Origin of the sequence: Amycolatopsis sp. 2-15, assembly GCF_030285625.1 — a bacterium.
Classification (GTDB): domain Bacteria; phylum Actinomycetota; class Actinomycetes; order Mycobacteriales; family Pseudonocardiaceae; genus Amycolatopsis; species Amycolatopsis carbonis.
Genome location: NZ_CP127294.1, coordinates 6,292,207 through 6,306,719, shown reverse-complemented (window position 1 = coordinate 6,306,719; position 14,513 = coordinate 6,292,207). Strand labels below are relative to the sequence as shown.

Genomic DNA, 14,513 nt, shown 5'->3' with positions numbered 1-14,513 from the left:
GCACCACCGGAGGAGCCCGCGAATGACCACAGTGGACGACGTACTGGCCGAGTACGGCACCACCCACGCTGAGCAGGCCGGCATCAAGCTCGCCGACAAGCCCCAGCCGCTCTACCAGCTTCTCGTCCTGACCACGCTGATGTCGGCGCGCATCGGTTCCGACATCGCCGTGGCCGCGGCGAAGGAGCTGTGGCGGGCGGGCTGGCGGACCCCGAAGGCCATGCGCGGCTCCGAGTGGACCGACCGCGTCCACGCGCTGGGACGCGGCCGGTACGTGCGCTACGACGAGAGCACCGCCCGCTACCTCGTGGACAGCGCGGAGTTCCTGCACGAGCGCTATCGGGACGACCTGCGCAACCTCGCCGAAGCCGCCGAAGGCTCGCCGGAACGTCTGGAGAAGCTGCTCACGGAGTTCCCCCGCATCGGCCCGACCGGCGCGCAGATCTTCTGCGAGGAGGTCCAGGCCGTGTGGCCGTGGGTGCGCCCCTACTTCGACAAGCGGGCGCTGGCCGGTGCGAAGAAGGCCGGGCTGCCGGCCGATCCCGAAAAGCTCGCGGGCCTGGTGGCCGGTGCCGACGTGGCCCGTCTCGCCGCTGCCCTCGTGCAGGTGAACGTTCACGCGAAGCGCTGAGAACCGATCACGGGTCCACAGTGGAGTCGGCGACCGCGGTGTGGGCCAGTGCCGCGACCGTCTCCTCGAGGCCACGCTGGATCTCGTCGCCGGAGCCCTCGCGGACGCTGCTCAACGTCACCTCCACGCGGCTGGCCGCGGGTCCGGCCGCATCGATCGAGAGGGTGCCGTGGTAGTCGTCGGGGCCTTCGGCGCCCCAGGACAGGGTGCGGGTGCCTTCGTCCACCTTGAGCCAGGCATCGCCTTCGACGTGCCGGCCGTGGACCTCGGCCTCGACGTGGACGGTGTCACCCCCTTCGGGGTGCGCCGATTGCATCCCGGAGAAATAGTGCGGCAGGTTGTGGGGTTCGCGCAGGTACGCGAACAGCTCGTCGGCGGGCAGTTCCACCGTAGCGCTGTGGCGGTAGTCGGTCATGGGAACACCTCCTGGCCCGCCGGGTACCCGCGGGCCGCCGGGCCAACCACCGCCGGTCAGTCGCCGCGCGCCTGCGCCAGCCGCTCGCGTTGCGGGACCACGACGTACTTCGGGTCCTGCGCCGAGGCCACCCCCGCCTGGTAGACGCCGAACCGCGTGCACAGGCCGGCCGCGAGGTAGGCCGCACCGCTCGCCACCGCCGCCACCTTGCTGCGCCGGGCCGCGAGGGACAACGCGGCACCGGCGGCCGTCAGACCGCGGGCCGCCTTCATCAGCTTGCCCGCGCGGCCCGTCCGGTACGGCTCCGACACGATCCCGAGGCCGTGTTCCAGGTGCCGCGCCACCGCCAGCTCCGCCACGGCGCCGACGAGACCCGCGCGCACCACCGGCCCGAGCTCGGCGGACGGCGCCGCCAGCAACGCCGCCCCCGCGCCGCTCGTCACCGCGCTCCCCGCGAACAGCACCGGCAGGTGCCGCCGTGCCTCGTGCCACGACGGCGTGGCGGTGTCGGCGAGCAGCACCGCGGTGTAGGTGCACATCGCCGGCCCCAGCACACCCGCCGCGGCGCCCGCGAGCTTGCCGACCGGGCGCAGCAGGCCGGTTTCCGCGGAACCGGCCGACACCGCGGCCAGCCCCGAGAACGGCGCCAGGATCCACGAACCCACCGAAAGCGGCGAGGTCGGCTTGAGCACCCTCAGCATGTGCAGGAACCGCTCCGGCCGGCCGAGGTCGTGGATCAGCGCGACGACACTCGCGCTCGCGCCGGCCGCCGCGACCAGGCGGCCGACACGCGCGAGGCCGGGCCGGCCGGTGAGCGTCGCCAGGCTCGCCATCGTCGCGGACGAGCCTGCGGCCCCGCCGAGGAACAGGTACAGCGGCACGTCCGGCTGCTTCCACGCCGGTTCCTTCAGGATCGGCCGCCCGTAGTACGAGGTGAACTCGACCGGGTCGACCATCGTCGGTTCGCGGCGCGGGCTCATCGGCGCCGCCCCAGGAACGAGACTACGAGCGTGCCCGCCACGCCGAGCGCCGCGGCCGCCGCGCGTTTCCACATCTGCGGCAGGTGCTTCGTCGGCACGACGGGGTCGGGCGGGAAGCCGTAGACCTCCGGTTCGTCCAGCAGCAGGAAAAACGCGCCGTCGCCGCCGACGCCGTCGTCCGGGTCGCGACCGTAGAGCCGGGCCTCGGGCACACCGGAGCCGTGCAGGTCCCGCACCCGCTCGTCGGCGCGCTCGCGCAGCTCGTCGAGCACGCCGAACTGGATCGAGTCCGTGGGACACGCCTTGGCGCACGCCGGTTCCAGCCCGGCACCGAGCCGGTCGTAACAGAGGGTGCACTTGAACGCGCGGCCGTCGCTCTCGCGCCGCTCGATCACCCCGTACGGGCAGGCGGGCACGCAGTAGCCGCAGCCGTTGCAGATGTCCTGCTGCACCACCACGGTGCCGAACTCGGTGCGGAACAACGCCCCCGTCGGGCACACGTCGAGACAGCCGGCGTTGGTGCAGTGCTTGCAGACATCGCTCGACATCAGCCAGCGCACGCCGGGTTCTTCGCCGTCCTGCGCCGGCGCACCCACCGCCGGCATCCCGAGATCCACCGCGGGCGGCGCCGGTGGCACGGGTTGCACTTCCTGCTCCACGAACGCGACGTGCCGCCACGTGTTCGCCCCGAGGTCGCCGGTGTTGTCGTACGACGTGCCGAGCAGGTCGAGGTCCCGGCCGGGCACCTCGTTCCACTCCTTGCACGCCACCTCGCACGCCTTGCAGCCGATGCACACCGAGGTGTCGGTGAAGAACCCCATCCGCGGTTGCGTGCCGTATTCAGCCATCCGCCCTCCTGCGGTACTCCTGCACGAAGTCCAGCAACGCCGGTCCTCGCGGGCGCCGGCCGGGCACGATGTCGCACGTGGCCGCCTTCGCCTCCTGGATGTGCACGTTCGGGTCCATCACCACGCTGAGCAGGTCGTTGGCCGCGTCGCCGCGGGAAAGCCCGTTCGGCCCCCAGTGGTAGGGCAGCCCGACCTGGTGGATCGTGCGGCCGCGCACCTTCAGCGGTTTCATGCGCGCCGTGACCAGCACCCGCGCCTCGATCGCCGTCCGGGCCGAGACGATCGTGGCCCAGCCCCCGTTCTCCAGCCCGCGCTCGGCCGCCAGCTCCGGGGAGACCTCGCAGAAGAACTCCGGCTGCAGCTCCGCCAGATACGGCAGCGTGCGGCTCATCCCGCCCGCGGTGTGGTGCTCGGTGAGCCGGTAGGTCGTGAACACGTACGGGAACACCGTGCTCCGGGCCGGGTTGTACGGGTTCGACGGCGTGACCAGCGTCTGGCGCGCCGGGTTGTCCTGCTGGGCGTACAGCGGATTGTCCACAGGGGACTCGAACGGTTCGTAGTGCGTGGGCAGCGGCCCGTCGGTGAGCCCGGCGGGCACGTAGAGCCAAGCGCGCCCGTCGGTCTGCATGATGAACGGGTCGGCACCACCGATCGCGTCCTGCGCCTTGGCGCCTTCGGGCGGGACGTAGTCCGGACGCTTGGTCGCCTCGAAATCGGCGACGTCGGGCCCGGCCCAGCGGCCCTGCTCCTCGTCCCAGTAGACATACTTCTTGCGTTCGCTCCACGGTTTCCCGGCCGGATCGGCCGACGCGCGGTTGTAGAGGATGCGCCGGTTCGCCGGCCACGCCCACGCCCATTCACTCGCCACCCAGTCCTGTTCGGACCCGGGCTTGCGGTCCGCGGCGTGGTTGTGGCCGTCGGCGCGCACGCCGCAGTAGATCCAGCAGCCGCAGGCGGTGGACCCGTCGGCCTTGAGCTGCGTGTACGCCGACAGCGGACCTTTGGGGCCGTGGCCGTTGATCTCCGCCAGCACGGACTCGGCCGAGGGGTCGTCGAGCGGCCCTTCCGTCGGGTAGCTCCAGGTCAGCTCCTGCACCGGCAGGTCCCGCGGATCCGTGCTCTCGGCCAGCTTCTCGCGGATGCGCCGGCCGAGGTGGTAGTAGAACCACAGGTCACTGCGCGCCTCCCCGGGCGGCTCCACGGCCTTGTGGTGCCACTGCAGCAGCCGCTGCGTGTTGGTGAAACTGCCGTCCTTCTCGGTGTGCGCGGCAGCGGGCAGGAAGAACACCTCGGTGCCGATCTCGGTGCTCGCCAGCTCACCGGTCTCGATCTCCGGCCCGTCCTTCCAGAACGTCGCCGACTCGATCATCTGCAGGTCACGCACCACGAGCCAGTCGAGGTTCGCCAGCCCGAGCCGTTGCATCTTCCCGTTGGCCGAGCCGACGGCGGGGTTCTCGCCGACGAGGAAGTAGCCCTTGCACGTGCCCTCGATCTGGTTGCGCACCGTCGCGTACGTGCCGTGGTCGCCGGTCAGGCGCGGCAGGTGGCCGAAGCGGAAGTCGTTGTGCGGCTGGGCGGCGTCGCCCCAGTACGCCTTGAGCAGGCTCACCATGTAGGCGTCCATGTTGCCCCAGAAACCGGTGGCGCCGGCGTCGGTGGCGACGTAGTCGGCGAGCCCGAAATGCTGGTGCGCGTGGGGCATCGGCAGGTAGCCGGGCAGGATGTTGAACAGCGTCGGGATGTCCGTGGAGCCCTGGATGCTCGCGTGCCCGCGCAGCGCCAGGATCCCGCCGCCAGGGCGGCCGATGTTGCCCAGCAGCGTCTGCAGGATCGACGCGGTGCGGATGTACTGCGCGCCGACCGTGTGTTGCGTCCAACCCACCGAGTACACCCACGCCGTGGTGCGCTCACGACCGGAGTTCTTCGTGACCGCCTCGGCGATCTCCAGGAACTGCGGCACCGGGATGCCGCAGATGTCCGCCACGACCTCCGGCGTGTAGCGCGAGAAGTGGCGCGTGAGGACCTGGTACACGCAGCGTGGGTGCTGCAGCGTCTCGTCCGTGCGAGGTTTCCCGCCCACCGCGGCGCCGCCGCTGCCGTAGGACTCGGCGCGCGCTGAGCTCTGGTGGCCCTCCCCGCCGTGGTGCTGCTCGCCCGGCAGCTCGGCCTCACCGCTGCCCGCTGCCGGCAGGGTGTCGACGCCCTCGTAGGCCCAGGTGGACACGTCGTACTGGTTGTTCTCGGCGTCGTAGCCGGAGAACACACCGTCGAGGTCTTCGGTGTCGCGGAAATCCTCACGCAGGATCGCGGCGGCGTTGGTGTAGGCCAGCACGTACTCGCGGAAGTCGAGCTCGTGGTCCAGGACGTACTTGATCAGGCCGCCGAGGAACGCGATGTCCGAGCCCGCGCGCAGCGCCGCGTGGGTGTGCGCGACCGCGCTCGTGCGCGTGAACCGCGGGTCGACGTGGATGATCTTCGCCCCGCGGGCCTTCGCCTCCATCACCCACTGGAACCCCACGGGGTGGGCCTCCGCCATGTTGGAGCCCTGGATCACGATGCAGTCGGCGTTGACCAGGTCCTGCTGGAACGTCGTGGCGCCTCCACGACCGAAGGAGGTCCCCAGACCGGGAACCGTGGCGGAGTGTCAAATACGGGCCTGGTTCTCGATCTGGAGCGCGCCGAGCGCGGTGTAGAGCTTCTTCATCAGGTAGTTCTCTTCGTTGTCCAGCGTCGCGCCGCCGAGGCTGGCGAACCCGAGGGTGCGCTTGAGCGGCACACCGTTGGCGTCGGATTCCTCCCACGTCTCGGCGCGCGTGCGCAGGACCCGCTCGGCGATCATCTCCATCGCCTCGTCGAGCGGCAGGCGCTCCCAATCGGTGCCGTACGGGCGCCGGTAGAGCACTTCGGTGACCCGGCTCGGGCTCGTCACGAGCTGTTTGCTGGCCGAGCCCTTGGGGCACAGGCGGCCGCGCGAGATGGGCGAGTCGGGGTCGCCCTCGATCTGGGTGACGCGCTCGTCCTTGACGTAGACCTTCTGCCCGCAGCCGACCGCGCAGTACGGGCACACCGACTTCACGACGCGGTCCGCGTCCTGGGTGCGCGCGTGCCAGGCCTCGGAGCCGCCGGACTTCGCCGCGGCACCACGAGCCAGCCGGTCGGGACCGGTCAGCTGCCGGTACACGGGCCAGCCCTCGATCCACCGCCGGACACCCATGCTCGTCAACCTAATCCCTTCGCGCCCTCGGCGCAGGTTGCTCACCCGTGCGGGGTGCGGCTACCCCCGGACGGCCGAACCCGGTCACCGCACCCGGCGGGTGCCGTCGCCGAGGGGCTCGGTGACGCCCGCCGCGTCGAGGCGTTCGAGCAGCGGCACCATGACCCGGCGGGTCGTGTCGAGGGCGCGACGGGCGTCGGCGACCGTGAACGGCTGGGCGACGCTCGTCAGGACCTCCGCGGCCCGTTCCTCCGTGCCCGGGGCGACGTAGACGCCCTCGGCCAGCAGCGTGAGGCGGCCGTGGCGGACGGCGGCGGCGAGTTCCCGCCGGCCCAGCCCCAGCTCACGGAGGTGATCGGTCTCGGGGGCGCGGAAGGGGTGCTCGGCGAACTTCTTGTCCAGTTCGGCGACGGCCTCCGCGACGCGCGGCTCGAGGCCGGTGCCGGGCAGGCGCACCAGCCCGGTACGGGTTTCGAGACCGGTGAGCAACGGCGGCAAGAGCTCCGGCGCGGGCAGCTCCAGCCGTTGCCGCAGGGTCTCTTCCGGCATGCCCGCCGCAACGGGATGCTCCCGGGTCCAGGCGGCGACCTCCTCGCGGACCACCGCTTTGAGGTGGGCGAGCCGGGCGGGATCCACCAGCCACTCACCCACCTGCTCGCCCGCCGGCGCGAAACCCATCGCCCGGAACTCCGTCGCCTTGACGAAACCTCGCCGTTCCAGATGGGCCGGCGCCGGCTCGCGGGTCAGCTCGTCGCCTCGGGCGCGAGCGGCGCCCCGGCGCCTCAGCTCGGGCGGCCGGACGTCGAGCACCTCGACCCCGGCGGGGATGAGGTGCGCGCCCGGGTCGCGGACCAGGCCCCGGTCGCCGACGCGCAGGGGCAGCGGAGTCCGCAGCGTCAGCCGTGCGGTGTCCGTCCCGAGTGGACGGACCCGCGCCGGCACGGCCGCGGTGCCCAGGTGCAGCACCAGCGACTGGTGCAGGTCTGCGGACCGGGTACCGCGCAGGCGGACGTCCACTTCGGTCGTCGTCAGCCACGCTCCGGGAGTGAGCAGAGCGTGGCCGCGCCGGGCCTGCTCGCGGGCGACCCCGCGCAGGTTCAACGCCACCCGCGCGACGCCGGCGACTCGGTCGCGCGGCTCCCCCAGCGCCTCGATCCCCCTGACCGTGACGGCGGCACCTTCGAGGTCCAGCTCGTCGCCGGTCGTGATCGTGCCCGCGGCGAGGGTCCCGGTCACGACCGTGCCCACGCCGCGGATCGTGAACGCCCGGTCGAGCCACAGGCGCACGTCGGCGTCGGCGTCCGGGGCCGGCAACCCGGCGACGAGCTCACCGAGTGCGGCCCGCAGTTCGTCGAACCCGGCGCCGGTCGTGCCGCTGACCGCGACCGAGGGCACCGGACCCAGCGAGGTCGCGGAGATCTCGTGCAGCGCCGCCGCGGTGGCGGGCCCCGGGCCGGCGCGGTCCGCCTTGGTCACCACGAGCAGCCCGCGGTCCACGCCGAACGCGTCGAGCGCGGCGAGGTGCTCGGCCGACTGCGGTTTCCAGCCCTCGTCGGCCGCGACCACGAACACCACGGCGGGCACCGGTCCGGCACCGGCGAGCATGGTGGGGACGAACCGCTCGTGGCCGGGCACGTCGACGAACGCCACTTCCTCGTCGCCGATCCGCGTCCACGCGAAGCCGAGGTCGATCGTGAGGCCGCGGCGGCGTTCCTCCGCCCAGCGGTCGGGTTCCATCCCGGTGAGCCGCCGCACCAGCGTGGACTTGCCGTGGTCCACGTGGCCGGCGGTGGCGATCACCCGCACCGGCGCACCGCGGCCGCGATCGTGGCGTCGTCGCCGGGCGGGACGGTCCGCAGGTCCAGCAGGCAGCGGTCGCGGACCACGCGGCCGACAACGGGTGGCTGCCCGGCCCGCAGCGCTTCGCCGTAGTGCGCGGGCAACGAGACGGCCACACTCGGCAGCTCGACCCCGGGTGCTCCCCCGCCCCCGACGGCGGCCGCCGACTCGACGACCTCGGCGGCCACTCCGGCCGCACGCAGCGTCGCGCAGAGCTCGTCCGCGCGGCCGCGCAACTCCGGCAGCGGGATCCGCAGCGCTTCCCGCACCGGGGGCAGCGGGCCGCGCAAGGTCGCCTCGAGTGCCGCCAGCGTCAGCTTGTCCACGCGCAGCGCCCGCGCCGCCGGGTGCCGGCGCAGCCGCTCCACCAGCGCCGCGTCGCCGAGCAAGAGGCCGGCCTGCGGGCCGCCGAGGAGCTTGTCGCCGCTCGCGGTGACCAGGTGCGCGCCCTGGGCGAGGACCGTGGCCGCGTCGGGTTCGTCCGGCAGCAGGGGGTGCGGCGCGAGCAGCCCGGAGCCGATGTCGACGACCAGCGGCACGCCGAGCCCGGCCAGGTCCGCCACGGAGGCCTCCGCCGTGAAGCCGGTGACGCGGTAGTTCGACGGATGGACCTTGAGCACGAACCCGGTCCCGGGGCCGATCGCGCCGGCGTAGTCGGCCAGGTGCGTGCGGTTCGTCGTCCCGACCTCGCGCAGCCGCGCGCCGGTCGAGGCCAGCAGGTCGGGGATCCGGAAACCGTCACCGATCTCGACGAGCTCGCCGCGGCTGACCACGATCTCGCGGCCCGGCGCCAGCGCCAGCGCGCACAGCAGCAGCGCGGCGGCGTTGTTGTTCACCACGTGCACGCCGCCGGCCGCCGGGACCTCGTCGGCCAGGGCCGCGAGCGCACCGCGGCCCCGGCGGGCGCGCCGGCCGGTGGTCAGGTCGAACTCGACGTCCGTGGCCCCCGCTGCCGCGGCGACCGCGTCCACCGCCGCCCGTGACAACGGCGCCCGGCCAAGGTTGGTGTGCACCACGACACCGGTGGCGTTGACGACCGGCCGCAGTGAAGTGGCGTGCCCGGGCAGGTGGGCGAGGACGTCGTCCACGATCGCCTCGGGCGTGAGCAGGCCCTCGCGAACCCGTTGCTGCGCGGCGGTGACGACGGACTTCACCAGGTCACGACCGAGCGGCTCGGCGGCCTTGGCGATGCGGGGGTCGGCGAGCAGCGCGTCGGTGCGGGGCACGGCCCGGCGCGGATCGGTCACCCGCGGCGCTCCCGGCGGAGGCGGACGGGAATCGAACCCGCCGGCGACAGCGTCTGCCGCCCGACGGTTTTGAAGACCGCGCCGGCCACCAGGCCGGAGACGCCTCCCTGGAGCATGCCGCCATCCTGCCAAGGTCGCGGCGCGTCCGCAGCCCGGGCACGATGGGGCGCGTGGAATACCGGCTGACGCAATTCGCCCACGGCGGCGGTTGTGCGTGCAAGATCCCTCCCGGCGAGCTCGAGGACGTGGTCCGCGGCCTCACCGGCAAGTCCCCCGTCAACTCGCCCGGCGAGCTGCTGGTCGGCCTCGACGACGGCGACGACGCGGCCGCGGTGCGCATCTCCGGCGGCACGGCCCTCATCGCGACAACCGACTTTTTCACCCCCGTTGTCGACGACCCGTACGACTGGGGCCGCATCGCCGCCGCCAACGCGCTGTCCGACGTGTACGCGATGGGCGGCACTCCCGTGGTCGCCGTGAACCTGCTCGGCTGGCCGCGCGGGGTGCTGCCGTTCGAGCTCGCCACGGAGGTCCTGCGCGGCGGCCTCGACGTCTGCGGCCCGGCCGGCTGCCACCTCGCGGGCGGGCACAGCGTCGACGACCCCGAGCCCAAGTACGGCCTCGCCGTGACCGGCATCGCCGACCCGGGCCGCTTGCTGCGCAACGACTCCGGCCGACCGGGCGTGCCGCTCACGCTGACGAAGCCGCTCGGCGTCGGCGTGCTCAACTCCCGCCACAAGGCGACGGGCGAACGCTTCGACCACGCCGTCGCCACCATGACCACGCTCAACGCCGACGCCTCCCGCGCCGCTCTCGCCGCCGGCGCCACCTGCGCGACCGACGTCACCGGCTTCGGCCTGCTCGGCCACCTCCACAAGCTCGCCCGCGCGAGCCACGTCACCGCCCGCCTCGACCCGGCCGCCGTCCCGTACCTCGACGGCGCCCGCGAAGCCCTCGCCGCCGGCCACGTCAGCGGCGGCACGCGCCGCAACCTCGACTGGGTCCGCCCCCACACCGACCTCTCCCGCGTGTCCGAGGACGAAGCCCTGCTCCTGGCCGACGCCCAGACCTCGGGCGGCCTCCTGATCGCCGGTGACGTCCCCGGCTACCCGGTGATCGGCGAACTCGTGCCGGCCGGCGAGCACACCGTCGTCGTCGGCTGACTCGGCGCGCCCGCCCGGCAAGACCGCTCGCTCGTGAGCCGACGTTCGGCGTGCCGCTCGGCCAGGAGGATCCCGCCGGATGAAGATCCGTTCCGCGGGGTACCCCGTACGGAGACACCGGCGAACGAAGGAGGCGCGAATGTCCTTTCCGGACCATCCCGCACTGGCCCGCCACCTCGAAGGCGTGACCTACCCGTGTGGCCGCGCGGAGCTGCTCCGGCACGCCAGCGCGGCCGGGTGCGGCGACGACGTGCTGGGGCCGCTCGGCGGCCTGCCTCGCGACGACCGCTACGACGACCTCGACAGTGTCTTCTCGGCGCTCGACGCGATCCGCGCCCGCTGAAGGTTGAGCCGCTGCGAGAGCGGGAACCCGGGGATCACCCGGCGGCCCGCGCCGGAGCGCGAAGCGACGATGGAGGTGCTGTGGTGACCGAAGAGGTGCAGCCGATTCCGCCGAAGGAACGCTCGTTCGGCGAGCTGGTCTCCGACCTCAGCGACCAGGTGAAACGGCTGGTGCGCGATGAGGTCCGGCTCGGGGTTATCGAGCTGAAGCAGAAGAGCACGCGGATGGGAGTGGGTGCCGGGTTGTTCGGCGCTGCCGGGCTCGTCGCGTTGTTCGGTGCGGGGGCGTTGGTGGCCGCCGCGATCATGGCGCTCGCGCTGGTGCTGCCCGGATGGGCGTCGGCACTGGTCGTCGCGGGCGCGTTGTTCGTCGTCGCCGGGATCTCGGCGCTCGTCGGGCGGACCCAGATCAAGAACGCGACGCCGCCGGTGCCGCGGGAAGCCATCGAGGGCGTCCGCGAGGACGTCGAGGTCGTGCGGCAGGAGGTGCGATCGTGAACCGCGAGTTCCCGGAGACCCCGGACGAGGTCCGCATCGACCGCGACGCCACGCGTGCCGAGCTGGCGCAGACGCTGGAGACCCTCGAGCAGAAGCTCGACGTGCGCCCGAAGATCAAGCAGGGCATCGACGACCGGCTCGACCAGGCCGAGGCGAAGGTGGGCACGGTCGTCGGCGAACCGACGGCCGCGAAGTTCCGCCACGGCGCCGACACCGTGCGCGCCAACCCGGTCCCGGTCTTCGCGAGCCTGCTGGGCCTGATCGTCGTGCTGCGGCTCATCCTGCGCCGGCGCTCGCACGAAGACTGAGCGCGACGCTGCCGATCACGGGCCCCGCGGATGTTTGCCCGCGTGCACACCGCGGTACCCGGGCGGCATGACCACAACCGTTGCGGACTACGTGTTGCAGAGGCTGCGCGAATGGGACGTCGAGCAGGTGTTCGGCTATCCCGGAGACGGGATCAACGGCCTCGTCACCGCATTCGGCGCCGCGGGGAACGAGCCGCGGTTCGTGCAGGCGCGGCACGAGGAGATGGCGGCGTTCGAGGCCGTCGGGTACGCGAAGTTCAGCGGACGCGTCGGCGTGTGCGTGGCGACGTCCGGGCCCGGCGCGATCCACCTGCTCAACGGCCTCTACGACGCCAAGCTCGACCACGTGCCCGTGGTGGCGATCGTGGGCCAGACCGCGCGCAGCGCGATGGGCGGCAGCTACCAGCAAGAAGTCGACCTGCAGTCGTTGTTCAAGGACGTCGCGAGCGAGTACCTCGTCGAGGTCAACGTGCCGGAGCAGCTGCCCAACGCGCTCGACCGCGCCATCCGCACCGCGCTCGCGCAGCGGGCTCCCACCGCCTTGATCATCCCGGCGGACGTGCAGGAGCTGCCGTACTCGCCGCCCGGGCACGAGTTCAAGCACGTGCCCTCCAGCCCGCCCGGCCACCCGCGCGCGAAGGTCGTGCCGCCGGACGAGGAGCTGACGCGGGCGGCCGAGGTGCTCAACGCCGGCGAAAAGGTCGCGATCCTGCTCGGCCAGGGCGCACGCAACGCCGTGACCGAGGTCCGCGAGGTCGCCGAGCTGACGGGCGCGGGCGTGGCGAAAGCCTTGCTGGGCAAGGACGTGCTGCCCGACGACCTGCCGTACGTCACCGGCGCGATCGGCCTGCTGGGCACGCGCCCGAGCTACGAGCTCATGCACGACTGCGACACCCTGCTGATCGTCGGCTCCGGCTTCCCGTACAGCCAGTTCCTGCCGCCGTTCGGGCAGGCGCGCGCCGTGCAGATCGACCTCGACGCGCGGTTCCTGGGCCTGCGCTACCCCACCGAGGTCACCCTTCTCGGCGATGCCAAGTCCACTTTGGAGCGGCTCCTCCCCTTGCTGGAGCGCAAGACCGAACGCGCGTGGCGTGAACGGATCGAGAAGAACGTGACCGAGTGGACGGACACCGTCACCCGGCAGGCCATGCTGGCGGCGGACCCGATCAACCCGATGCGGATCGTCCACGAGCTGTCCGAGCGGATCCCGGAAGACGCCATCGTCACCGCCGACTCCGGCTCGACGGCGAACTGGTACGCCCGCAACCTGCGCATCCGCGGCCGGATCCGCGCCTCGCTGTCGGGGACGCTGGCGACGATGGGCCCGGGGGTGCCGTACGCGATCGGCGCCAAGTTCGCGCACCCCGACCGCCCGGTCATCGCGCTCGTGGGCGACGGGGCCATGCAGATGAACGGCATGGCCGAGCTGCTCACCCTCGCGCGCTACCGCGAGCTGTGGCCCGACCAGCGGTGCGTGATCTGCGTCTTCCACAACGGTGACCTCAACCAGGTCACGTGGGAGCTGCGTGCGATGGGCGGCGCGCCCAAGTTCGGGCCGTCGCAGTCGCTGCCCGAAGTGTCCTATGCGGACTTCGCCCGCGGCATCGGGCTGGGCGGCATCGCGGTCGACGATCCCGAGCGGCTCGGCGACGCCTGGACCACGGCGCTCAACGCCGACGTCCCCACCGTCCTCGACGTGCGGTGCGACCCGGAGGTGCCGCCGATCCCGCCGCACGCCACGTTCGAGCAGATCAAGTCCATGACCGAATCGGTGCTCAAGGGCGATCCCCACGCGTGGCACCTGGTCGCCCAGGGCCTCAAGACGAAGGTCCAGGAGCTCCTGCCGACGCGCACCTGATCCCGGGCACCAGAAAGGAGTCCCTTGTGGACACGCACGACCTGCGCCCCCTGACGACAGCGAGCGGACCGTTCGCCTCGGTCCACTTCGACCAGTCACACGACACCGAGGACGCGGCGAAGCAGCTTCGGCTGCGGCTCAAGGAGATCAACGGGGCGCTGTCCGAACAGGACGCCGACCCGGCGACGGTCGCCGCGATCGTCGACGCGATCGAAGCCGCTCCCCCGGCCGTCGGCCCGGCCGGGCGGAGCCTGATCGCCGCGCACGGCGAGATCGTGGCCGACCGCCGGCTCGCCGCGCCGCCCGCCGCGCAGGAGGCGCGGTACTCGGACCTGCCGTACTTCCTGCCGGTGGTGACGCACGCCGAGGACGCACCCGAGCACCTGGTGGTTTTCGTCGACCGCCACGGCGCGGACGTCGAGGTGCACCACCCCGACGGCACGGTGCGCGAGGAAACCGTGCAGGGCCCCGAGGACGACGTGCACAAGGTCCGCGGCGGCGGTCCCGGGCACCGGAACCTGCAGCACCGCACCGAGGAAGCCGTGCGGCACAACCTGGAGGACGTCGCCTCCTCGGTGGCCAAGACGGTCGAACGGACCGGCGCCCGCCTGGTCGTGCTGGCCGGCGAGGTGCAGGCCCGCGCCGAGCTGCTGGGCCTGCTGCCGGAGCCCGTGCGCGCGATCACCGAGGAGACCGACGCCGGGGGCCGCGCGGCCGGTGCCGACCGCGCCGAGCTGGACGAGCACGTCCACGAGCTGCTGGCCGGCCGCCACCTCGCCGAGCTGGACGATCTCGCCGACCGCTTCCGCGCGGAGGTCGGGCGCGGTTCCGGCCTCGCCGTCAGCGGCCTCGAGGCCGTCACAGCGGCGCTGTCCGAGGCCAATGTCGCCACGCTGCTCGTCGGCGACCCCGGCGACGCCGAGGTGCTGACCGGCCGCGAACCCACCCAGGTCGGCGTCGCCGCGCCTCGGCTGGCCGCCCTCGGCGCGCCCCAAGCGGCGCCACACCGCGCCGACGAGGCCCTCCCCTACGCCGCCGTGGCCGTCGGCGCCGACGTCGTGGTGATGGACGAGCGCCTCGACCTGCCCGGCGGGTTCGCCGCCCTGCTGCGCCACCCGTGACCCCCGGGCGGTGCGGGCACGCGGCGGGGTGTGCCCGCGCCGCCCGGAC

At 72.9% G+C, this 14,513-nt stretch carries 13 protein-coding genes and 1 tRNA gene; 7 read left to right on the top strand and 7 right to left on the bottom strand.

What is annotated here, in order from left to right:
• Positions 1-22: 22 nt before the first annotated feature.
• On the top strand, positions 23-631 hold the full coding sequence (locus QRX50_RS31195) for an endonuclease (protein ID WP_285966691.1): 609 nt from the start codon (positions 23-25) through the stop codon (positions 629-631).
• 7 nt (positions 632-638) lie between these two features.
• Here the strand turns inward: QRX50_RS31195 and QRX50_RS31190 are convergent, their stop codons facing one another.
• From QRX50_RS31190 to QRX50_RS31160, 7 genes are all read right to left on the bottom strand, one after another.
• Positions 639-1,046 (bottom strand): SRPBCC family protein, encoded by a 408-nt coding sequence (locus QRX50_RS31190; protein ID WP_285966690.1) that lies wholly within the window; start codon positions 1,044-1,046, stop codon positions 639-641.
• Between the two features lie 56 nt (positions 1,047-1,102).
• Positions 1,103-2,026 carry an NrfD/PsrC family molybdoenzyme membrane anchor subunit gene (gene nrfD, locus QRX50_RS31185; RefSeq protein WP_285966689.1) on the bottom strand — a complete coding sequence of 308 codons (924 nt, stop codon included), beginning with the start codon at positions 2,024-2,026 and terminating at the stop codon, positions 1,103-1,105.
• The gene (locus tag QRX50_RS31180) at positions 2,023-2,874 is read right to left on the bottom strand and encodes a 4Fe-4S dicluster domain-containing protein (protein ID WP_285966688.1); all 852 of its coding nucleotides are present in this window, start codon (positions 2,872-2,874) and stop codon (positions 2,023-2,025) included. Before QRX50_RS31180 ends, nrfD begins: the two co-directional genes overlap by 4 nt.
• Positions 2,867-6,088, bottom strand: a complete 3,222-nt coding sequence (fdh, locus tag QRX50_RS31175) for a formate dehydrogenase (protein WP_285966687.1) — start codon at positions 6,086-6,088, stop codon at positions 2,867-2,869. The genes QRX50_RS31180 and fdh overlap by 8 nt, the downstream gene beginning before the upstream one ends.
• A gap of 84 nt (positions 6,089-6,172) precedes the next feature.
• Positions 6,173-7,894, bottom strand: a complete 1,722-nt coding sequence (gene selB / locus QRX50_RS31170; protein ID WP_285966686.1) for a selenocysteine-specific translation elongation factor — start codon at positions 7,892-7,894, stop codon at positions 6,173-6,175.
• Complete coding sequence (gene selA, locus QRX50_RS31165; protein WP_285966685.1) at positions 7,885-9,174, bottom strand: L-seryl-tRNA(Sec) selenium transferase; 1,290 nt, start codon at positions 9,172-9,174, stop codon at positions 7,885-7,887. The genes selB and selA overlap by 10 nt, the downstream gene beginning before the upstream one ends.
• Positions 9,175-9,189: 15 nt before the next feature.
• Positions 9,190-9,281 (bottom strand) — tRNA-Sec (locus QRX50_RS31160).
• A 63-nt stretch (positions 9,282-9,344) separates the two neighbouring features.
• Between QRX50_RS31160 and selD the strand changes: the two genes are divergently transcribed.
• The 6 genes from selD to QRX50_RS31130 all read left to right on the top strand — a co-directional run bounded on the left by selD (position 9,345) and on the right by QRX50_RS31130 (position 14,464).
• A complete protein-coding gene (gene selD, locus QRX50_RS31155; RefSeq protein ID WP_285966684.1) occupies positions 9,345-10,337 on the top strand; it encodes a selenide, water dikinase SelD in 993 nt (330 codons plus the stop codon).
• Positions 10,338-10,476: 139 nt separating this feature from the next.
• A complete protein-coding gene (locus tag QRX50_RS31150; RefSeq protein ID WP_285966683.1) occupies positions 10,477-10,680 on the top strand; it encodes a DUF2795 domain-containing protein in 204 nt (67 codons plus the stop codon).
• Positions 10,681-10,763: 83 nt separating this feature from the next.
• A complete protein-coding gene (locus tag QRX50_RS31145) occupies positions 10,764-11,177 on the top strand; it encodes a phage holin family protein (RefSeq protein WP_285966682.1) in 414 nt (137 codons plus the stop codon).
• Positions 11,174-11,485 (top strand): DUF3618 domain-containing protein, encoded by a 312-nt coding sequence (locus QRX50_RS31140; protein WP_285966681.1) that lies wholly within the window; start codon positions 11,174-11,176, stop codon positions 11,483-11,485. Before QRX50_RS31145 ends, QRX50_RS31140 begins: the two co-directional genes overlap by 4 nt.
• 67 nt (positions 11,486-11,552) lie before the next feature.
• A complete protein-coding gene (locus QRX50_RS31135) occupies positions 11,553-13,343 on the top strand; it encodes a thiamine pyrophosphate-requiring protein (RefSeq protein ID WP_285966680.1) in 1,791 nt (596 codons plus the stop codon).
• 26 nt (positions 13,344-13,369) lie between these two features.
• On the top strand, positions 13,370-14,464 hold the full coding sequence (locus QRX50_RS31130) for an Rv2629 family ribosome hibernation factor (protein ID WP_285966679.1): 1,095 nt from the start codon (positions 13,370-13,372) through the stop codon (positions 14,462-14,464).
• The last annotated feature ends 49 nt before the right edge of the window (positions 14,465-14,513 follow it).

What these genes read in the sequence shown, in the direction of transcription:
- QRX50_RS31135 (WP_285966680.1), top strand. Translation starts at nt 11,553, where the DNA reads ATGACCACAACCGTTGCGGACTACGTGTTGCAGAGGCTGCGCGAATGG.
- QRX50_RS31180 (WP_285966688.1), bottom strand. Translation starts at nt 2,874, where the DNA reads ATGGCTGAATACGGCACGCAACCGCGGATGGGGTTCTTCACCGACACC.
- QRX50_RS31190 (WP_285966690.1), bottom strand. Translation starts at nt 1,046, where the DNA reads ATGACCGACTACCGCCACAGCGCTACGGTGGAACTGCCCGCCGACGAG.
- QRX50_RS31195 (WP_285966691.1), top strand. Translation starts at nt 23, where the DNA reads ATGACCACAGTGGACGACGTACTGGCCGAGTACGGCACCACCCACGCT.
- nrfD (WP_285966689.1), bottom strand. Translation starts at nt 2,026, where the DNA reads ATGAGCCCGCGCCGCGAACCGACGATGGTCGACCCGGTCGAGTTCACC.
- QRX50_RS31150 (WP_285966683.1), top strand. Translation starts at nt 10,477, where the DNA reads ATGTCCTTTCCGGACCATCCCGCACTGGCCCGCCACCTCGAAGGCGTG.